Genomic DNA, 20886 nt, shown 5'->3' with positions numbered 1-20886 from the left:
CGACGCTGCTTTCCTCCGGCGGCCGACTCGGTCGCTGTCTCCCTCACCCGATAACTGCCGACGCGGAAGCTTTGAAACCCCGCGGCGACGACGGGCAGATATGCGCATCATCGCCTTCGACTTCGACGGCACGCTCTCGGACTCCGAGATGACGGTTCTCCTCGGCAAAAAGAACGGCACGGCCGACGAGATGGCCGACATCACCGAACGAGCCATGAACGACGAGATGAGCTACGCGGAGAGCCTCCGGTCGCGCGCCCGCCTCCTCGAAGGCCTCGAAGAGGAACTCGCAGAGGAAGCCTACGGCGAGGTCGAACTCCGCCCCGGCGCGGCCGACCTCATCCAGCGCCTCCGCGACTACGGCCACCACGTCGCCATCTTCACCGGCGGGTTCGAACGCGGCGTCGAGCGCGCGCTGGAAAAGGAGGGCGTCGAGGTCGATGACATCGTCTCGAACCGCCTGCCCGTGAAGGGCGGCCGACTCACCGGCGACGTGGAGGGGTCGCTCATCGAGGGCACGAAGGACACGGCGCTTGAGAACCACGCCGCCGAACACGACGTCCCGATGGACCGCACCGTCGCGGTCGGCGACGGCGCGAACGACCTCCCGATGCTCGAAGTGGCCGGCCTCTCGGTCGGCTTCGTCCCCAAGGACGCGGTCCGCCCGGCCTGCGACGCCGTCGTCGCCTCCATGGACCGACTCGGAAAGCTCTTCGAGAGCCACGGGATTCTCGACGCCGACGAGTAGTCTATTTGTGGCCTGCTAACACTTATCATATTCCGGCCCGTAGCACCGCGCATGTCAACCAGCGACGTCAACACACCCGAAATCTGGGTGGCGGGGTTCGTCTTCGTGGCCCTCGCGCTCGCCGCCCTGCTCGAGGGCGTCGTCCTCTTCGACGTCCGCACATTCGGCGTCGACGAGTCGATTCCCGCGGCCGTGGCAGTCGTGGGGACGATGCTGGCGCTGTGGTGGTTCGACGACGGGTGAAAAAAGACCGGTCCGGTTCTGCGGCGCTTACCGATTCAGCGTGTGAATCGCCTGCCCGAGCGCGTTCTCGGCGGCCTCCATGACCGCTTCCGCGAGCGTCGGGTGGGTGTGGATGGTCGACGCCACGTCTTCGAGCGTCGCGCCCATCTCGATGGCGAACGCCAGTTCGGCGATTAGCTCCGAGGCCTCGGGGCCGACGATTTGCGCCCCGAGGACGAAGCCGGACTCCTCGTCGGCGACGATGCGGACGAAGCCGTCGGCGTGGTTCGTCGTCAGCGCGCGGCCGGACGCCCGGAACGGCATCTGGCCGACGACGGGTGAAAAGCCGGCCTCCTCGGCGTCGGCTTCGGTCATGCCGACCGTGCCGATTTCGGGGTCGGTGAACACCGCCGCGGGGACGGCCTGACTGTCGAAGGCGACCGGCTCGCCGGCGATGTGCTCGGCGGCGACGATGCCCTCCTTCGAGGCGACGTGCGCGAGCATCGGCGTGTCCTCGACCACGTCGCCGACGGCGTAGATGTGCTCCACGTCGGTTCGGCGGCGGTCGTCGACCGAGAGGAAGCCGCGGTCGTCGGCTTCGAGACCGGCGCTCTCGATGTCCATCGTGTCGGTGACGGGCGAGCGCCCGACGGCGACGAGCACCTTGTCGGCGCGGTACTCGTTTTCCTCGCCGTCTTCGGTCTCGGTGGTCACCATGATGCCGTCGTCCTCCTCGCGCCAGCCGCTTGCTCCCTCGCCGAAGTGCATGTCGATGCCGAGGTCCTCGGCGCGCTTGCGGACGACGCGGGCCACGTCGGACTCGTAGCCCGGCAGGATGTCGTCGAGCATCTCGACGACGGTCACGTCCGCGCCGAGCTTGGCGAACGTCGTGGACAGCTCCATCCCGATGTAGCCGCCGCCGACGACGACCAGTCGCTCCGGGACGGTGTCGGCCTCGAGGGCGTCGCGCGACGACCACACCGGCTCGTCGCCGAAGTCGAAACCGGGAATCTGGATGACGCGCGAGCCGGTGGCGATGATGCAGTGCTCGAACTCGATGGTCTCCGAGCCCTGTCCCTCGCCGCCGTGGGCGATGCGGACGGCGTTCTCGTCTTTGAAGCGGGCGGTTCCCTCGACGAGGTTGACGCCGTTCGCCTTACAGAGCTTCTCGACGCCGCCGGTGAGCTGGTCCACGACGCCGCTCTTCCAGTCGCGCAGTTGCGACATGTCGACGACGGGGTCGGCGTGGATGCCCATCTCCTCCGCGTGGCCCGCCTCGTGAGCGAGGTTCGCGCCCGTGATGAGCGCCTTCGAGGGGATACAGCCGTAGTTGAGGCAGGTGCCTCCGTAGGCGTCCTTCTCGACGAGCGTCGTGTCGATTCCCTTCTGTGCGGCGCGGATGGCGGCGACGTAGCCGCCCGGTCCCGCGCCGATGACGAGCAGGTCGGTTCCGGTCGCGATGTCTCCGACGACCATTATTCTAACACCAACAGCTTGGGGTCTTCGAGCAGTTCTTTCACGCGGTTCGTGAAGCGAGCGCCCTGCGCGCCGTCGACGATGCGGTGGTCGAACGACAGCGAGAGGGTGAGGACTTTTCGCGGCACGACCTCACCGTCGACGACCCGCGGCTTGTCTTTGATGGCTCCGAGCGCGAGAATCGCCACCTCGGGGTAGTTGATGATGGGCGTCGCGTACTCGCCGCCGATGCCGCCGATGTTGGTGATGGTGAAGGTGCCGCCGCGCATCTCGCCGGGCGAAATCTTGCGGTTGCGGGCCTTCTCGACCTTCTCGTTCATCTCGTCGGCGAGTTCGAGCATGCCCTTGCGGTCCGCGTCGTGGACGACGGGGACGAGCAGGCCGGCGTCGGTCGCGGCCGCGACGCCGATGTTGTACTCGTCGCGCAGGACGATTTCCTCGTTCTCCTCGTCGAGCTGCGAGTTGAGATACGGGAAGTCCTTCAGCGCCGCGATGACGGCCTTCATCACGAACGGCATGTAGGTCAGCCGCGAGCCGCGCTCCTCGGCGACCGGTTTGAGCTGTTCGCGCAGTTCGACGAGTTCGGTCACGTCCACCTCGTCGTGGTGGGTGACGTGCGGCGCGGTGTACTTCGAGCGCTGCATCTGGTCGCCGATGGCCTTGCGGACGCCCTTGTAGGGGACGCGCTCGCCGGCACCGGGACCGGTGTCGGCTTCGGCGCTCTCGGCCGGTTCCGGCTCGCTCGTCGCCTCGGCGGTCGCAGTTCCGGCGTCGGGCTCGGCGGCCACCGCTTCGGCGTCCGCGGCCTGCGCCTCGCGCTGGGCTTGGGCGTACTCTTGGACGGCCTCGGGCGAGACGAACGCCTCGCCGTCGCGCATCTCGGTCGCGGGGACGGCGTTGATGTCAACGCCCTCCTCCTTGGCCAGCGCGCGGGTCGCGGGCGCGGCGAGCGTCTGTTCTCGGTCGGCGCTCTCGGCCGACGCGGATGTGGACGCGCTCGACGTTCCCTCGTCGCGCTTCGCGGTCGCGGACTTCCCGTTGCTCTGGACGGTCCGCGGGCCGCTGGATTCGTCCTCGTCGCCGTCGTCTTCCGCGGCGGCGCGAACGTCGCCTTCGGTCACGCGGCCGCTCGGGCCGCTGCCGTCGACGGATTCGAGACTGACGCCGAGTTCGCGGGCGAGTCGTCGGACGCTCGGCGGGGCGAACACGCGTCCGCCGGAACCGGAGTCGTCGTCGCCGGCGTCGTCGGACGCCTGCGCGTCGTCGCTCTCGGCCGTCTCCTCGGCATCCGCGTCGGCTGTCTCGTCGGCCTCGTCGTCGCCACCCACCCGGATGGTGATGATGACGTTGCCGACGGGGACGACCTCGCCCTCCTCGGCGAGGAGTTCCTCAACCGTCCCGTTGAACGGCGAGGGCACGTCGACGAGCGCCTTGTCCGTCTCGACCTCCGCGAGCACCTGGTCTTCTGTCACCTCGTCGCCCGGCGCGACGTGCCACGTTACGAGTTCGCCTTCCGCGACGCCTTCGCCGACGTCGGGGAGTTTGAATTCCTTGAGCGCCATCGTTCAGAAGTTCACCGCCTCACGAATACCTTCTTCGACGCGGGCGACCGAGGGGAGGTAGTAGTCCTCCAACGCGTACAGCGGGTACGGCACGTCGTAGCCCGCGACGCGCTTGACCGGCGCTTCCTGGTAGAGCAGCGCCTCCTCCTGAACCGTCGCCGTGATTTCGGCCCCGAGACCGCCGTTCTTCGGGGCCTCGTGGACGACCACCGCGCGGCCGGTCTTCTTGAACGACTCCACGATGGTCTCGCGGTCGAGCGGCGAGATGGTGCGGATGTCCACGACCTCTGCGTCGATGCCCTCCTCTTCGAGGTTCTCGACGGCTTCGAGCGTCGGACGCGTCATCGCGCCGAAGGTGAACACGGATACGTCCGTACCCTCGCGGCGGACGGCGGCCTCGCCGATGGGGACCGTGTACTCCTCTTCGGGGACCTCGCCGCGGAACGCCCGGTAGATGAGCTTCGGTTCCATGAAGATGACCGGGTCGGGGTCGCGGATGGCGGAGATGAGCAGTCCCTTCGTGTCGTACGGCGTCGAGGGGATGACGACCTTCAGGCCGGCCTCGTGCGCGTAGAACATCTCTTTGGACTCCGAGTGCGACTCGGGGGCGCGGATGCCGCCGCCGTAGGGCGCGCGGAGCACCATCGGCAGCGTGTAGCGGCCGCGGGTTCGGTTGCGGAACCGCGACATGTGGCTCACGATTTGGTCGAAGCCGGGGTACATGAAGCCGGAGAACTGAATCTCGGGGACCGGCTTCAGCCCCATCGCGGCCATGCCGACGGCCGTGCCGACGATGCCGGACTCGGCCAGCGGCGTGTCGATGACGCGGTCGTCGCCGAACTCGTCCCAGAGGCCCTCCGTGGCACGGAAGACGCCGCCGTTCTTCCCGACGTCTTCGCCCATGACGAGCACCTCGTCGTCGAGGTTCATCTCGGTGTAGAGACCGTCCCGTACCGCCTGCACGATGGTGAGGTTCTGACTGCTCATTCTCTGAGGAATCCTTCGTCGCCGAACTTCTCGCGGAGCGCCTCGAACTCCTCGTACTGCGCTTGAATCTCCGGGGTTCGCTCGGCGTATGCGTGGTTGAACATCTCGCTCGGGTCCGGTCGCGGGTCGGACTCGGCCGCCTCGATGGCGTCGGCGACCCGCTGTTTCACGTCCGCCTCGATGGCCTCGACGCCCTCGTCGTCGATCCGACCCGTCTCGCGGAGGAACGACTCCAGCCGCGGGATGGGGTCTTTCGCCTTCCACTTCTCGACTTCCTCGTCGTCGCGGTAGACGGTCGGGTCGTCGGCGGTCGTGTGCGCGCCGAAGCGGTACTGGACCGCCTCGATGAGCGTCGGCCGGCCCTCGCCCTCGGCGGGGTTCTTCGCCTTGTCGAGCGCCGCCTTCGTCACCGAGTAGACCGCGAGCGGGTCCATCCCGTCGACCTGCACGCCGTCGATGCCGTAGGCGGTTGCCTTCTGCGCCAGCGTCTCGGAGGCGGTCTGTCGCTCCCGCGGCACCGAGATAGCCCACTGGTTGTTGTTACAGAAGAAGACGTTCGGCGTGTCGAAGACGCCCGCGAAGTTCAGTCCCTCGTGGAAGTCACCCTCGGAGGTCGCGCCGTCGCCGAAGTAACAGATGACGGCCGTGTCGTCCTCGCCGCGGAGCTTCTTCGCCCACGCCGCGCCGGTCGCGTGGGGAATCTGCGAGGCGATGGGGACCGCGGGCGGAAAGAGGTTCACGCCCTCGGGCATCTCGTTGCCCTTCTCGTGGCCCATCCAGTACAGCAGCGTCTGTTTCAGCGGGAGCCCCCGGAGCAGCGACGCGCCGTGTTCGCGATAGCTCGGGACCATCCAGTCCTGTTCGTCGAGCGCGATTGCGCTGCCGATCTGTGCGCCTTCCTGTCCCGACAGCGGCGGATACGTCCCCATCCGCCCCTGCCGCTGGAGACTCACCGCCCGCGTGTCGAAGTGTCGGGCGAGACGCATGTACCGGTACATCTCGACGAGCGTCTCGTCGTCGATGTCGGGAACCTCGCCGACGACGGTCCCGTCCTCGTCGAGCACTCGTACCTGGTCCTGCGGGTCGCGCTGAAGCACGCTCACGGGAGAACCCTCCTGTTCATGGCAAAATCGACACCCGCCGGCGTTATATTGTTTTCGTATATAATTTACTTTGGCTCGGAATATTGCGGCTCGCGTCGTGCTATGTAAACTCACGCGAGGTAAAATTGGACATTTTCGCTTCTAAACGATTCTTCCTGACGTTCATTAGTGTGAACCCACACATCACCGAGAAATAATCGGAAATATCGACAGCATTGCAGGACTGTTTCGGGGCGGGAACGGGGTCGGACCCGGTCGGTCGAGTCGCGCGGAGTGGGGTGGGATGGCGGCGAGACTTACTGTCCGGCGGCCGCGCGCGCGGCCTGTCGCGCCTCCTCGACGCTCGACCCCTCGCGGAGGAGCGCGTCCACGAACAGCTCGCCGGCCTTGTACGACGACCGGACCATCGGGCCGGACGCGCAGTAGAGGAAGCCCAGTTCGTCCTCCGCGACGCGCCGCCACGTCTCGAAGGCGTCGGGGTGGACGTACTCGAACACGTCGAGGTGGCTCCGAGAGGGTTGGAGGTACTGACCGAAGGTGACGATGTCCACGTCGGCCTCGCGGAGGTCAGAGAGGGTCTGGTAGACTTCGTGGGCGTGCTCGCCGAGGCCGAGCATGATAGAGGTCTTCGTGTGGATGTCAGACTCGTCCGTCACCTGCTGGAGCACCGAAAGCGACTGCTCGTAGCCGGCGCGGCGGTCCCGAATCGGCCACTGGAGGCGCTCGACGGTCTCGATGTTGTGGGCGATGACGTCGGGCCCGGCGTCGATTATCTTCCGGACGTGCTCGGGTTCGCCCTGGAAGTCGGGAATCAGCACCTCGACGAGCACCTCGGGGTCGCGGCGCTTGATTTCGCGGATGGTCTCGGCGAAGTGGGCCGCGCCCTGGTCCGGCAGGTCGTCGCGGTCCACGGAGGTCAACACGACGTAGTCGAGGCCGATTTCGGCCACCGCGTCGGCGACGTTCGCCGGCTCCTCGGGGTCCAGCGGCTCCATCCCGCCGGTCGTCACGTCGCAGAAGTTACACCCGCGTGAGCACCGGTCGCCCATGAGCATGAACGTGGCCGTCCCGGGGCCGTCGCGGCCGCTCCAACACTCTCCGAGGTTCGGGCAGTTCGCCTCCTCGCAGACGGTGTTGAGGTTCCGGTCCCGGAGCGTCGATTTGATATCGGTGAAACGCCGGCCCGATGGCGGTCGCATCTTCAACCAGTCTGGCTTCCGCCGCGTGCGCATAGGCAGTTCTTGCGAGGCGACGGGCAAAAACGTGAGGATTGGTCCGCCGTCTGTCGGGTTGCCGACGGAGCCACTCCCCGAGGCGACCGAAACCGCACCGCCGTGACTTCGCCCAGTACCCGTGTGCTCCGTGTTATCACGACTTGTTCAGAATCGTTCAAACGAACACTACCATCTCGGAAAACGAAACGTTCGGGCCGAATACATCACGACTTTCCATCAAACAGCATGTACGACCGTGCTAGATGTATCATCTAACTGAAAAACTTATATTCGAGTAAAGACTTCTGACGGGTGTGAACTGGAAACACCGCCGCAACATGACGAAGGCCGAATCGAAGAAGCACGAGGCCACCGCGGGGACGAACTGGTCGTTCATCGCCGCGCTCGCCGGCGCCGCGTAACCGGCCGACGCCTCAGTCCTCGACCTGACCCTCCCTACCACCCACCCACCAACCTCAGCCCCTCCGTTTTCCGCACGTTCGAGACCTGCGAGCCGCCGCGCCGGATGGAGAAACGCCTTTCCCCACGGACGACTCGGCTTCGTGTATGACGCTCGTCTTCGTCTCGTTCCCGACGCCAGCGCGCACCCGGAGGTGCGCCCAGTGAAAGTCGCCGAGGCGGTCCCCGAGTTCGCAGACGCCTTCGGGTTCGAGGAGTTCAACCGGATGCAGCGCGAGGCGCTGCCCGCCATCCTCGACACCGACCACAACGTCGTCGCCTCCGCGCCCACCGCCAGCGGGAAGACGGCGCTCGCCGAACTCGCCATCTGTCGGACCCTCCGCGACGAGGGGACGGCGCTTTTCATCGCGCCGCTCCGCGCGCTCACCACCGAGAAGGAGACCGAGTGGGAGCGCTTCGAGGACCTCGGCTACTCGGTGTACGTCGTCACCGGCGAGCGCGACCTGAACCCGCGGCGGGCCGCTCGCGCCGACATCCTCGTGATGACGCCCGAGAAGACCGACTCCGCGACCCGGAAACACGACTCGGCGCGCTACTCGTTCATCGAGGACGTCGACTGCGTCGTCATCGACGAGGTCCACCTGCTGGACTCCGAGACCCGCGGCGGCGTCCTCGAAGTCACCGTCTCACGGATGCGCCGCATCTGCGACCCCCGCATCGTCGCGCTTTCCGCGACCATGCCCAACATCGACGACGTGGCGGCGTGGCTCGACGCGCCGGACGAGACGACCTTCGAGTTCGGCGACGACTACCGCCCCGTCGACCTGCACGCGGGCGTCAAAACCTACACCCACGGCGAGAACTCCTTCGCCGACAAGTACCGCCGACTCTACCGGGCGTTCGACCTCGCGGAGCCCCACATCCGCGACGGCGGCCAGTCGCTCGTCTTCGTCTCCTCGCGGCAGGACGCCGTCCGCGCGGCCGCCAAGGCCCGCGACGAACTCGCGAAGCGCGACGTGCCAATCGGCGCGCGCGGCGACTACGACTTCCACAACGAGGCGAAGGAACTGAGCAACGACTCGCTCGCCAAGGGCGTCTTAGACGGCGTCGGCTTCCACCACGCCGGCCTCTCTCGGGACGACCGCGAGGCCGTCGAGGAGTGGTTCAAGGAAGGTAAGATTCAGCTCCTGTTTTCGACCTCCACGCTCGCGTGGGGCGTGAACCTCCCCGCCCGCTGTGTCGTCATCCGCGACACGAAACACCACGACCCCCTCGAAGGCGAGGTGGACATCTCGCCGCTCGACATCCTCCAGATGCTCGGCCGCGCGGGCCGCCCCGGCTACGACGACGTGGGCTACGGCTGGGTCGTCTGCGACCGCTCGGACCAGAACAAGTACCGTCGTCTACTCCGCGAGGGCAAGGAAATCGAGTCACGCCTCGCCGAGGACCTCGACTCGCACCTCAACGCCGAAATCGCCATGGGGACCATCCGCGACCTCGACGACGTGCTGTCGTGGCTGGAGACGACGTTCTACTACCGCCGGGCGCAGTCGAACCCGGCGGCCTACGACTTCGAGGACCTCCGCGAGCGCGTCCGCGACGTGCTCGACCGCCTCGTCTCCCGCGGCTTCGTCGAGATGGACGACGACCTCTCTATCGACGCGACCCCGCTCGGCCGACTCACCTCGAAGTACTACCTCCGCCTCGGGACCGCCTCCCGCTTCGCCGACCTCGCCGAGCGCGACCGCATCACCGCCGACGACATCCTCGAAACCGTCGCTGGCGCGGCCGACTTCCGGCAGGTGTCGGCGCGTCAGTCCGAGGTCGACGCCGTCGACTCGGTGCTGACGGGCGTCTCGACCACGCTCGAAGACGGCCCGAAGAAGGTGCTCGCCATCCTCCACGCCAGCATGGCGAACTCGACGCCGAGCGAACTCCGGAGCGACGCGTGGGTCATCAAGCAGAACGCGCTCCGACTCCTCTCCGCGCTCCGCGAGTTCCTCGACACCTTCGCGGACGCCCGCGCTGCCAACCTCGCAAAGCGCGTCGAGGCCCGCGTCGACAACGGCGTCAGCAGCGACGCCGCGGCGCTCACGGCCGTCGACGGCATCGGTCCCGGCCGCGCGCGAAAGCTCGCGACCGGCGGGCTCTCCACCCCGGCCGACGTGGTCGACGCCGGCGTGAAGGAACTCACCCGCGCGGGCCTCTCGCAGGGCGTCGCCGAGCGCGTCATCAAGAGCGCGAAGGACCTCCCCGCACCCGACATCGACTGGGGGGACTTCCCCGAGTCGGTCGCCCGCGGCGAGAGCGACATGCACGACATCCGCGTGCGGAACGACGGCGGCGGTGGCTCTGTCGGTATTCGCGTCACCGTCAACGACGTGGAGATGTCGGCGAAGACGTGCTACCTCTCCGACGAGGTGACCGTCCCTGTCGGCGTCTTCGGCGCGACGGACGACGAACTGGAGTTTGTCGTGGAAGTCACGTTCCCCGACCTGCCGCTGCTCCCGATTCGGGAGACGCGGACGGTTCGGGTCGAATAGCAGAAACCGCGGGGCCGGTCGGGTTCCGGTCGTTTTCGGTCGCGTTTCGCTTACTCCTCGCCGAGCAACGCCGCCCGCAACTCTTCGGGCCCGTTCACGATTTCGTCCGCCCGCGAGAGGTCGAGGTCGGCGTTCTGTCCGCCGCGGTAGGCGATGGTGTACGCGCCGGACCGCACGGCGGCCTCGATGCCGTTTATCGAGTCCTCGATGACGACGCACTCCTCGGGGGCGACGCCGAACTCGGCGGCGGCGTGCTCGTAGATGTGGGGTTCGGGCTTGCCGGGGTCGTCGATGTCGTCGGCCGAGAGCACGAGGTCGAGGGGGTCGAGGTCGAACCGCTCGCGGACGGTCGAAATCCAGTCCTGCGGGGCCGACGAGACGATTGCCACCTGCTTGCCCGCCGCGCGGAGGTCCGAAAACAGCTCCTCCGCGCCGTCCATCAGGACGACATTTTCGCCGTAGACGCCCTCGGCGTTCTCGTGGTACGCCGCGACGAACTGGTCTTTCGTGACGGTCGTCCCGTACTCCGCGTCGAGGTAGTCGTATATCTCGCGGAAGTTCATCCCCGTTATCTCCTCGTGGTCGGGGTCGCCGGACTCGATGGCGTCGGCGAACACCCACTCGTCCTCGAAGGCGTGCCAGTACTGCTCGGAATCGACCAACACTCCGTCCATGTCGAACAGCACGACGTTCGCGTCCATGGTTCGCCCTCGGCCGCGGCCGACCAAAGACCTTCGTGCCGCGGCATGGCTGATGAACCCCCGTACGAAGGTTCAAATCGGAACCCGGAACCACCCCGCTCCATGGATTCGATACGCGTCTTCGCCGGCGACTGCACCGTCAGCTTCGAGGGCTCCCGCGACCGCATCCAGCGCGGGCGGGTCGTCGTCGTGGCCAAGCCCGACCGCACCGTCCTCGTCCACGACGCCGGGGGCTACCAACCCGTCGCGTGGCTGACCCGCGCCGACTCGCTGACCGTCGAGTCCGGACCGGGGTCGTTCGGCCTCGTGGCCCGCGCCGACGACCAGACCCTCACGGTCGAGTCGAACGACGTGACCGGCCGCGCCGAGTACCCCGCGAGCGACGCGGGCGTCCCGGTCGGTTCGCACCCCGACACCGGCGACCCGCTCGTCAGGACCAACGGCTCCGTCGTCGCTCTCGATTCGGGGACCGAGTATCGACTGCCAGCGGGCGCAACCGTCCTCGACGAGACGTGTGACGACTGCGGCCTGCCTTTGATGCGCGTCGAGCGCGGCGCGCCGTTCGAGGTGTGCATCGACCGCGGGTGCGACCCGCTGGACGACCGCGTGAGAGACCGCTTTGACGGCGAGTGGTCCTGTCCGGACTGCGGGTCGCCGCTCCGCATCATCCGGCGGAGCGGCCGCCTGCTCGCCGGCTGTGACGCCTCCCCCGAGTGTGAAACGGCGTTTTCCCTCCCCGCGGGCGTCGTTGGCGACGACTGCGACTGCGGCCTCCCGATATTCGAGACGAGTCGCGGCCGGCGGTGTCTCGACTCGACCTGCGAGGTCGCATGAGCCGACGTCCACGCATAGGGCAGCAAGACGGGGGACGACGACCGTGGCCCCGCCGCTGGCGACACGGCCGGCCGAGCGGTGCGCGTCCGGAACCGCGGCCGCGACGAGTCGACGCTGGCGGTCATCCCGACGCTCCCGCGCGCCGCGCCGCCGGCATCGCAGGCCCTTTGTCGTCGCCGCGCCCCGATTCGGGTATGCAAGGACGCCTCGAAGACGGCGTCGTCCACCTCCCGGGCGACGCTCGACAGCGGTTCCACGACTCCCGCGGCTACGGGAGACCCACCGGCGGCGACGACCTCGAGGTCGCGCCCGTCGAGGCCGCCCACCTGCTCTCGCGGGACGACATCGACGGCGTGGACGGGATGGGCCTGCGCGAACTCCTCGCGCGCACCGGGACCACCCTCGACTTCGTCGTCTACAAAGACCTCCGCGACCGCGGGTTCTACCTCTCGCCCGCCCGCGAGGGCTGGCCCGGCGTCGCGGACGCCGCTGACGCGGACTTCCTCGTCTACCCCCGCGGGAAGGGTCCGTGGGACGGCGAGGTCGAACACCGGGTCCGCGTCGTCGGCGAGCGCGAGAGTATCCCCGTCTCGTCGCTCGGCGAGGTGGTCCTCGCCATCGTCGACGAGGACGGCGACCTGACGTACTTCGACACCGAGGGGGACGACCCCGAGGGGACGGCCGCGGAAGACCTCCCGGCCGACCTCGACGCGGAACTCCTCTCGGACCGCGCGCTCGTCTGGGACGGGGTCGACCGCCTCTACCAGCGCGGCTTCTTCGGCCAGCGGTTGTACGGCAGAAACGCCGACAGCGGCCCGCTCCAACTGTCGCTCCTCGAAGCCGCGTACCTCGCCCGCGCCGACGCGCTCGCCATCGACGAGGCCGACGTGGTCTCCCGCGGCCGCGACGTCGAGGGCGACCGATTCGACCGCAGGCTCGCGGTCTACGCCGCGCTCCGGGAGGCCAAGACGGTCCCCAAAAGCGGGTTCAAGTTCGGCTCTGACTTCCGCGTCTACACGGAGTTTGAGTCGGTGTCGGACCTCTCGCACTCCGAGTTCCTCGTGCGCGTGGTCGCGCCCGACCACACGTTCGTCCCGCGGGACCTCTCGCTCGACGTGCGCCTCGCCGGCGGTGTCCGCAAGCGAATGGTTTTTGCGCTGACCGACGACAACGGAGAGATAGACTGGCTTTCGGTCAGTCGGCTCACGCCATGACAGACGACGAACCCGCGGAGCGCATCCGCACCGATGGAGGCACAGCAGAGGGAGCAGATGACGTCGCCCTCGACCCGTGGGGCTCGTCGACCGTCTCCGACTACCGGAAGCTGTTCGAGGAGTTCGGCATCGAGGAGTTCGACGAGGTGCTCGACGAGGTGCCGAACCCGCACTATCTGATGCGCCGCGGGGTCATCTTCGGCCACCGCGACTACCGGCCGGTCCTCGACGCCATGCGAAACGGCGACGACTTCGCCGTCCTCTCGGGCTTCATGCCGACGGGCGACCCCCACATCGGCCACAAGCTCGTCTTCGACGAGATAATCTGGCATCAAGAGCAGGACGGCGACGCCTACGGCCTCATCGCCGACATGGAGGCGCACTCCGCCCGCGGCATCCCGTGGGACGAAATCAACGAGCACAGCCGCGACTACCTGCTGTCGCTCATCGCGCTCGGGTTCGACCCCGAGGAGGGCGAACTCTACCGACAGTCGGACAACGACCGCCTCCAGCGGCTCGCGTTCGAACTCGGTGGGAAGGCCAACTTCTCGGAGTTCCAGTCCATCTACGGCTTCGACGGCGAGACCAACGTCTCGCACATGCAGTCGGTCGTCACGCAGATGGCCGACATCCTCTACCCGCAGTTGGACGACCCCAAGCCGACGGTCATCCCGGTCGGCCCCGACCAGGACCCCCACGTCCGGTTCGCCCGCGACCTCGCCATCCGGATGCGATTCTTCAAGGTGACCGAGGCGTTCGCGAGCTTCGAACTCGACGACGCCGAGCGCCCGCTCGTCGCGGCCGCCCACGACGCCCGCGAGGCGTACGCCGAGGACGCCGACATGCCGCGGTGCGGCGAGGCGGCCGAGTGGCTCGCCGACGCCGACCTCGACGCGGCCGGCGTGCTCGTTTCCGAGTCGGTCCGCGAATCGGCGGTCGAGAAGCTCGAAAACGCCGGGATGGAACCGCTCCGCCCGCGGATTCGGTTCTTCGCGCGGCAGGCGACCGACGAGGCGTTCGAGGCGCTCATCGAGGACATCGAGGGCGAAAAGCGCCGGTACGACCAGCACATCGACGCGTTCGACATGGACGTCGACGAGGCCGAAGACCTCGCCCGCGAGGTCGAGGCCCATCACGGCGGCTACGGTTTCATCCCGCCGTCCTCTATCTACCACCGCTTCATGACCGGCCTCACCGGCGGCAAGATGTCGTCGTCGATTCCGGCGAGCCACATCTCGCTTCTCGACGCGCCCGAGGAGGGCTACGACAAGGTGAAGTCGGCGACGACCGGCGGCCGCGACACCGCCGACGAACAGCGCGAACTCGGCGGCGAGGCCGACAAGTGTCCGGTGTACGAGCTGTACGCCTACCTGCTGACGGGCGACGACGACGAACTCGCCAAGGAGGTCTACGACGAGTGCGTCGGCGGCGAGCGCCTCTGCGGCGGCTGCAAGGAGCAGGCGGCGACGATGATGCGGGAGTTCCTCGAAGACCACCACGAAAAGCGCGAGGAGGCCGCGGAAGTCCTCGATTCGCTGGACATCGACTTAGAGACGGAGCGGCGGGGGGTTGCCGCCGAGCACTAGTGAGGCGGTAACGCCACCCATCGCCCACACGACCGCTCACAACCCCACTTCTTCTCCCACGCCGCGCGCGTTCGACTTCTCGTAGAGGTACTCGGCGGTCGCGGCGTCGAGCACCGCCGAGCCGACGCTCTCGACCACCAGAATCTCGTCGTCGTCGTCGCGGCCGGCGTCGCCCTCGAACACCGCCGAGAGCGGAATCAGGTCGGACTCGTCGAGAGCCGCCCCGCGCACGTCGCCGATATCGGCGACTTCCTCGGGCACGTCGGCGAACACCCGCGCGGCCCGCTCGAACGTCTCGGCGTCGAGTTCCCGCATCTCGGGCGTGTAGGCCCCGACGGCGACGACGAGGGCCCCGGGGTCGAGCCACGAGCCGTCGAAGACGGGCGTCTCGCTCGTCGTCGCGGTGACGACGACGTTCGCCCCGGAGACGGCCGCCTCGGGGGAGTCGACCGCTTCGGCGGGGAGGCCGTCAGCGCGGAGGTCGGCGGCGCACGCCTCGCGGGAGTCGCTCGGGGAGTAGACCCGGACCGACTCGACCGCGGAGCCGACGGCGACGGCGCGGCTCTGCCAGCGGGCCTGCGTGCCCGCGCCGAGGACGCCGAGTCGGACCGGGTCGGCGGCGAGGTACTCCGCGGCGAGCCCGCCGATACAGCCCGTGCGGGCGCTGGTAATCGTCGTCCCGTCGAGGAGCGCGAGCGGGAGGCCGGTCGTCGCGTCGGTGAGGACGACCTGCGCGTTCACCGTCGAAAGGCCGTGCGAGACGTTCTCGGGATGGACGGACGCGAGCTTCGTCGCGTACACCTCGCGCCCGTGGATGTACGCCGGCATGGTGAGGCCGGTGCCGAGCGGGTCGTCCCGCCCTGCCGGTTCCACATCTGTGCCCGCGATACCCTCGCCGCCGGTCCCGTCCCGAACCCTGTCGATGTCGATGCCGACCGGGAAGTGCGGTCTCGGGGGGCGTTCGACCTCGCCGCGACCCTGCTTGACGAACGCCTCCTCGACGACGGGAAACAGCTCCGCGAGCGACAGTAACTCGCCGACGGCGTCGGCGGAGAGTATACGGACCATACCCAGACTACTCACCGTGGTCGGGTGAAAACGTTGCCCTCGCTAGTGAGTGACAGACAAGCTCATGTCGGTGGCGAATCAGACAGGACCATGCACGTCCTCATCGTCGGCGGCGGGGTCGTCGGGCTCGCCTGCGCCCACGCGCTGGCCGACCGCGGAGCCGAGGTCACCGTCTGCGAGGCGGGGACGCTCGGTGGTGGCAGCACGGGTCGCGCGGCGGGCGGCATCCGAACGCAGTTCTCGACGCGCGTGAACGTCGAACTCTCGCTCGCGAGCGTCCCCGTCTGGGAGTCCTTCGCGGACGACTTCGGCGTCGACATCGACTACCGGCGCTCCGGCTACCTCTTTCTGGCCCGGAGCGAGGAGACCGCCGCGGCGTTCCGGGAGAACGTCGCCATGCAGACCGACGCGGGCGCGCCGAGTCGCGTCCTCTCGCCCGCGGAGGCCACCGAGTACCTCCCGGAGCTCCGGACCGAGTCGTTCGTCGCGGCGACCTTCTCGGCCGCCGACGGCGTCGCCGACCCGCACTCCGCGGTTCAGGGCTACTCGGACGCGGTCCGCGTCGCCGGCGTCGACGTTCGGACGAAGACGCCCGTGACCGACCTCGCTCGTGTCGGCGACGACGGGTTCGACGACGGTGCGACCGAGACCGCAGCTGCGACCGCTGCCGATTTCGGCGGCTGGCGGGCCGAGACGCCCGACGGCCCCATCGACGCCGACGCGGTCGTCGTCGCCGCGGGCGCGTGGTCCGGTCGGGTCGCGGCGCTCGCGGGCGTCGACCTCCCACTCGCGCCGCGCCGTCGACAGATAGCCGTCGTGGAACCCGAGGGCGACCTTCCGGCGGACGCACCGCTCACCATCGACCTCGACACGGGTGCGTACTTCCGGCCGGAGCGGGAGGGGACCGCCATCGTCGGCGGACACTTCTCGGAGTCGGACCCCGACGCGGACCCAGACCGGTTCGACGAGTCGATGGACCTCGAGTGGGCGGTTGAGGCGACGGAGCGGGCCGACGACGCCGCGGCTTACTTCGGCCCGGAGACGCGGATTCGAAACGGCTGGGCCGGGTTGTACGCCGTGACGCCCGACCACCACGCGATTCTGGACGAGGTCGCCCCCGGTCTCGTCGTCGCGGCGGGCTTCTCGGGTCACGGCTTCCAGCACGCGCCCGCCACGGGAGAGGCCGTCGCCGACTTGTGTCTCGGCGAGGACGTCTGTGGGGTGGACGTGTCGGCGCTGTCGCTCGACCGGTTCGAGTCGGGTGAGATGCTCCGCGAGCGGAACGTGGCGTAGGAGAGTCCGGGAAGCTCGGCTCAGGCGCTCATATCGACCACGGCGCGGAGTTCGCCGAGGACGCGGACGGGGTCGGCGACGTCGCGCGACGCGAGGACGCGAAAGCCGGTGTCGCCCTCGTCTTCGACGACGCGGTAGGTCCGTTCGCCGTCGTCGAACTCGTAGGGCGGCGAGGCCCGGACGAGGACGGCCTCGACGTCGTCTCTGTCGTCCGGTCGGTTCGGGGGTTTGACGATGAGCGACGCCTCGTGGCCGAGGCGAATCGCCGAGAGGGTCGTGTCCAGGTCTCGCATTCGTCTTCGCCGTCTCTCCGTCGGCCGGTACCAAGAACGTATCTGCGTTCGGACTGACTCGGGATGGACGCGCAACGCTTTTACTCGGCACTCACAATCGGTCGCATATGGTATCCGAACCCAAACGCGGGACGCGAGCGAGCGAACCGACCACCGACGGGTTCGGATTTTTCTTCCTGACCGCCTGAGGTCGGCGGACTCCGGTCGGGCGTCATCGCGCCCGCCGGACGAAACCGACCCCGCCGGTCAGCCCCGCCAGCGCGGCGAGGCTTCGAAACTGCTAACCGACCACCAGACGGCTAACGCCACAACGAACCAGATGCGACTTCCGGAATCACAGGTCGCGGTGTTGAACGCCGCGAGCGCCACCGACGAACGAACGATTGCACAGCTCGCGGAGGCGACGGACCAGAAGCCCGAGACGGTGACGGGTGCGGTCTTCGACCTCCGCGACGAGGGACTCGTCTCGGTCACCGAGACCACGGCGGAGTCCGTCGAACTGACCGACGAGGGCGTCGAATACGCCGAGGAGGACCTCCCCGAGGTCCGGCTCTACCGTGCCGCGCTCGACGTGGGCGACGGCGACGCGGTCCCGATGGGACAGGTCATCGGCGCGTCCTCCCTCGGCGGCCCGCAGGTCGATATCGCGCTGTCGAACTTCGCGCGCAAGGGCTACGGGCACATCGATTCGGGCGAACTCGCGCCCGACGCGGACGCCGACCCCGACGCCGACGAGGAGGCCGCCGCGCTCGCGGCCCTCGCCGCGGGCGAGTCCGTCGACGCCGACGTGCTCGACCAGCTCGAATCGCGGCAGCTCGTGGTCCGCCACGAGCGCACCATCCGCGCCGTCACTCTCACAGACGAGGGCGTCACGGCGCTGATGGAGGGCGTCGAGGCGGCGGAGACGGTCGACCGCCTCACGCCCGAGCTGCTCACCTCCGGCGAGTGGGAAGACGTGGAGTTCACCGAGTACAACGTCGAGGCCGACGCGCCCGAGGCCCGCGGCGGCAAGAAGCACATCCTCCGGCAGACCGCCGACCGCGTGAAGGACGTGCTCACCGGCATGGGATTCGCCGAGATGGAAGGCCCGCACGCCGACGCGGACTTCTGGATCAACGACTGTCTGTTCATGCCGCAGGACCACCCGGCGCGCACCCACTGGGACCGCTTCGCCCTCGACGTGCCGCCGATGGAGGACATTCCCGAGGACCTCATCGACCGCGTCCGCGACGCCCACCTCAACGGCGTCGGCGAGGACGGCGACGGCTACCACTCGCCGTGGTCCGAGGACTTCGCGCGGGCCATCGCGCTCCGTGGCCACACCACGTCGCTGTCGATGCGCTACCTCTCGGGCCACGAGGTCGGCGAGTTAGAGCCGCCGCAGCGGTACTTCTCGGTCGAGAAGGTGTACCGCAACGACACGCTCGACCCGACGCACCTGCTGGAGTTCTACCAGATAGAGGGCTGGGTGATGGCCGAGGACCTCTCGGTGCGCGACCTGATGGGCACCTTCGAGGAGTTCTACTCCCACTTCGGCATCACGGACATCCAGTTCAAGCCGCACTACAACCCCTACACGGAGCCGTCGTTCGAGCTGTTCGGCCGACACCCCGAGACGGGCGAACTCATCGAAATCGGTAACTCCGGCATGTTCCGCGAGGAAGTGCTTCGCCCGCTCGGCGTCGAGTGCGACGTGATGGCGTGGGGTCTCGCCCTGGAGCGTCTCCTGATGCTCATGTACGGCTTCGACGACATCCGCGACGTGCACGGAACGCTGTGCGACCTCGACCTGCTCCGCGAGACGGAGGTGCTCAAGTAATGCCCGTAGTCGACGTTCAACCCGACGAACTGCGCCGCCTGACCGGCCACGAAGACAAGTCCGACGAGGAGTTCAAAGACGACCTGTTCGCGCTCGGACTGGAGTTCGAGGGCGTCACAGACGACGGGGCGTTCCAACTGGAGTTCGGCCCCGACCGCCTCGACCGCCTGTCGGTCGAAGGTGTCGCCCGCTCGCTCCGTTACCAGTACGGCGACGCTCGCGGCGTCTCGGTGCCGAACACGAACGACCCCGACTGGACCTTCGTCGTCGACGACGAGGTTCCCGACGAGCGCCCCTACGTCACAGGCGCGGTCGTCCGCGGGGTCGACTTGGACGACGCGGCGCTCGATTCGCTCATCCAGTTGCAGGAGAAACTCCACGCGACGATGGGTCGCAAGCGCGCCAAGGGAGCCATCGGCATCCACGACCTGACGATGCTGAAAGGCGACGTGCTCTCGGAGAACGCCTCCGGCAACTCCATCACGTACACGGGCATCGAACCCGATGGCGACACCTTCGTCGCGCTCGACTCGAACGACGAACTCACGCCCGCCGAGGTGCTCGAACAGCACGACACCGGGCGGAAGTACGCCGACCTCGTGAGCGAGTACGACCGCTATCCGGCCATCTACGACGAAATCGGTCTGTTCTCGTTCCCGCCGGTCATCAACGGCCGCCGGACCGAGGTCTCGACGGACTCCCGCGACCTGCTCGTCGAACTCACCGGCACCGACCAGTGGACCATCGACCGGATGTGCAACATCATCTGCTACGCGCTGGCCGCCCGCGGGGCGACCATCGAGGACGTCGAGGTCCAGTACGAGGAAGGGACCGTCGTCAAGCCCGACTTCGAAGTCGAGACGAAACACGTCTCCCACGACCGCATCGAGACGGTCCTCGGCGTCGAGTTGGAGATGGACGAGGTCATCGACCTGTTCGAGCGCTCCGGCCTCGACGCGGACGCCGAGTTGGGCGAAGAGACCGTCTACGAGGTCTCTATCCCGCCGTACCGCGTGGACGTGCTCCACCCGCTCGACCTCGTCGACGACGTGGGCCGCGCCTACGGCTTCAACGAGCTCGAACCGCGCTATCCCGACGTGGGGACGGTCGGCCAGCGCCACGAGCGCTCCCGACTCGAAGACGCCGTTCGCACCTCACTCGTCGGTCTCGGCTTCGAGGACCTCCTCAACTTCCACATGATTTCGGAGGAGGAGAACTACGCGCGCATGGACGTCGAGGTCGGTTCCGAGTACCTCGGCGGCGGCGAACCCGCCTCCATCACCGAGCCGTACAGCGAGGACTACACCATGCTCCGGACGTGGGTGCTGCCCTCGCTGACGATGGTGCTGGAGAACAACACCCACCGGGCGTACCCGCAGGACCTCGCGGAAATCGGCCACGCGGCCCACCGCGACGATGACGAGAACACTCGCGTCGCCGAGGCCCGGCACGTCGCGGCCGTCCTCGCCCGTCACGACGCGACCTACGAGGACGCGAAGGCCCGCCTCGCGGCGCTCTGCCGCGACTTCGACGCGGAACTGGAGACGCCCGCTACCGAGCATCCGTCGTTCATCGACGGCCGGACCGCCGCGGTCGTCATCGACGGCGAGGAAGTCGGCGTCGTCGGCGAACTCCACCCGAAGGTCATCGTCGACCACGACCTCGAACTGCCGGTCGCGGCGTTCGAGTTCGACCTGTCGGCGCTGGCGTAGGTTTTCGGACGGTTCTTTTTGGTCCAGATTTTGCGCGGCGAGCGGAGCGCGTCGCGGAAAACGGTGGGAGCTTCGACCTGTCGGAGCTGTC

General features: G+C 68.1%; 17 protein-coding genes. 9 read left to right on the top strand and 8 right to left on the bottom strand.

Annotated elements, in window-relative coordinates:
- Positions 1-100 precede the first annotated feature (100 nt).
- Both serB and BN984_RS06245 read left to right on the top strand, forming a co-directional pair.
- On the top strand, positions 101-748 hold the full coding sequence (gene serB, locus BN984_RS06250; protein ID WP_008090876.1) for a phosphoserine phosphatase SerB: 648 nt from the start codon (positions 101-103) through the stop codon (positions 746-748).
- Between the two features lie 51 nt (positions 749-799).
- Positions 800-991, top strand: coding sequence for a hypothetical protein (locus BN984_RS06245; RefSeq protein ID WP_049967889.1), 192 nt, complete (start codon positions 800-802; stop codon positions 989-991).
- A gap of 27 nt (positions 992-1018) precedes the next feature.
- On the opposite strand, the gene lpdA is transcribed toward BN984_RS06245, so the two are convergent.
- From lpdA to lipA, 5 genes are all read right to left on the bottom strand, one after another.
- Entirely contained in the window at positions 1019-2446 is a 1428-nt protein-coding gene (gene lpdA, locus BN984_RS06240; protein WP_008090874.1) for a dihydrolipoyl dehydrogenase, read from the bottom strand.
- Positions 2446-4008: a 2-oxo acid dehydrogenase subunit E2 gene (locus BN984_RS06235; protein WP_008090873.1), complete on the bottom strand. Its 1563-nt coding sequence runs from the start codon at positions 4006-4008 to the stop codon at positions 2446-2448. The genes lpdA and BN984_RS06235 overlap by 1 nt, the downstream gene beginning before the upstream one ends.
- Before the next feature lie 3 nt (positions 4009-4011).
- Positions 4012-4995 carry an alpha-ketoacid dehydrogenase subunit beta gene (locus tag BN984_RS06230; protein WP_008090872.1) on the bottom strand — a complete coding sequence of 328 codons (984 nt, stop codon included), beginning with the start codon at positions 4993-4995 and terminating at the stop codon, positions 4012-4014.
- Positions 4992-6098 carry a pyruvate dehydrogenase (acetyl-transferring) E1 component subunit alpha gene (gene pdhA / locus BN984_RS06225; RefSeq protein ID WP_008090871.1) on the bottom strand — a complete coding sequence of 369 codons (1107 nt, stop codon included), beginning with the start codon at positions 6096-6098 and terminating at the stop codon, positions 4992-4994. Before pdhA ends, BN984_RS06230 begins: the two co-directional genes overlap by 4 nt.
- A gap of 296 nt (positions 6099-6394) precedes the next feature.
- Positions 6395-7330, bottom strand: a complete 936-nt coding sequence (gene lipA / locus BN984_RS06220) for a lipoyl synthase (protein WP_049913328.1) — start codon at positions 7328-7330, stop codon at positions 6395-6397.
- Positions 7331-7935: 605 nt separating this feature from the next.
- Here lipA and BN984_RS06215 point away from each other — a divergent pair.
- Positions 7936-10275 (top strand): DEAD/DEAH box helicase, encoded by a 2340-nt coding sequence (locus tag BN984_RS06215; RefSeq protein ID WP_008090869.1) that lies wholly within the window; start codon positions 7936-7938, stop codon positions 10273-10275.
- 50 nt (positions 10276-10325) lie between these two features.
- On the opposite strand, the gene BN984_RS06210 is transcribed toward BN984_RS06215, so the two are convergent.
- On the bottom strand, positions 10326-10976 hold the full coding sequence (locus BN984_RS06210; protein ID WP_049967888.1) for an HAD family hydrolase: 651 nt from the start codon (positions 10974-10976) through the stop codon (positions 10326-10328).
- Between the two features lie 102 nt (positions 10977-11078).
- Here BN984_RS06210 and BN984_RS06205 point away from each other — a divergent pair, with 102 nt between their 5' ends.
- The 3 genes from BN984_RS06205 (at position 11079) to BN984_RS06195 (ending at position 14610) form a co-directional block, all read left to right on the top strand.
- A complete protein-coding gene (locus tag BN984_RS06205; protein WP_049967887.1) occupies positions 11079-11810 on the top strand; it encodes an Sjogren's syndrome/scleroderma autoantigen 1 family protein in 732 nt (243 codons plus the stop codon).
- Positions 11811-12004: 194 nt separating this feature from the next.
- Positions 12005-13024, top strand: a complete 1020-nt coding sequence (gene endA, locus BN984_RS06200; RefSeq protein WP_008090866.1) for a tRNA-intron lyase — start codon at positions 12005-12007, stop codon at positions 13022-13024.
- Positions 13021-14610 carry a tryptophan--tRNA ligase gene (locus BN984_RS06195; RefSeq protein WP_049967886.1) on the top strand — a complete coding sequence of 530 codons (1590 nt, stop codon included), beginning with the start codon at positions 13021-13023 and terminating at the stop codon, positions 14608-14610. Before endA ends, BN984_RS06195 begins: the two co-directional genes overlap by 4 nt.
- A gap of 36 nt (positions 14611-14646) precedes the next feature.
- Here BN984_RS06195 and BN984_RS06190 read toward each other — a convergent pair whose 3' ends face one another.
- On the bottom strand, positions 14647-15678 hold the full coding sequence (locus BN984_RS06190; RefSeq protein WP_049967885.1) for an ornithine cyclodeaminase family protein: 1032 nt from the start codon (positions 15676-15678) through the stop codon (positions 14647-14649).
- Positions 15679-15768: 90 nt separating this feature from the next.
- Here BN984_RS06190 and BN984_RS06185 point away from each other — a divergent pair, with 90 nt between their 5' ends.
- Positions 15769-16971, top strand: a complete 1203-nt coding sequence (locus tag BN984_RS06185; protein ID WP_049967884.1) for an NAD(P)/FAD-dependent oxidoreductase — start codon at positions 15769-15771, stop codon at positions 16969-16971.
- Positions 16972-16991: 20 nt separating this feature from the next.
- Here BN984_RS06185 and BN984_RS06180 read toward each other — a convergent pair whose 3' ends face one another.
- A complete protein-coding gene (locus BN984_RS06180) occupies positions 16992-17264 on the bottom strand; it encodes a hypothetical protein (protein WP_004974211.1) in 273 nt (90 codons plus the stop codon).
- Between the two features lie 319 nt (positions 17265-17583).
- On the opposite strand from BN984_RS06180, the gene pheS reads away from it, so the two are divergent.
- A complete protein-coding gene (pheS, locus tag BN984_RS06175; protein ID WP_049967883.1) occupies positions 17584-19083 on the top strand; it encodes a phenylalanine--tRNA ligase subunit alpha in 1500 nt (499 codons plus the stop codon).
- Positions 19083-20795, top strand: a complete 1713-nt coding sequence (gene pheT / locus BN984_RS06170) for a phenylalanine--tRNA ligase subunit beta (protein WP_008090861.1) — start codon at positions 19083-19085, stop codon at positions 20793-20795. The genes pheS and pheT overlap by 1 nt, the downstream gene beginning before the upstream one ends.
- Positions 20796-20886 lie beyond the last annotated feature (91 nt).

Origin of the sequence: Haloferax prahovense, from assembly GCF_000723845.1 — an archaeon.
GTDB classification, from domain to species: Archaea; Halobacteriota; Halobacteria; order Halobacteriales; family Haloferacaceae; genus Haloferax; species Haloferax prahovense.
The sequence above is the reverse complement of the archived record's forward strand: the minus strand, read 5'-3'. Positions and strand labels throughout refer to the sequence as shown.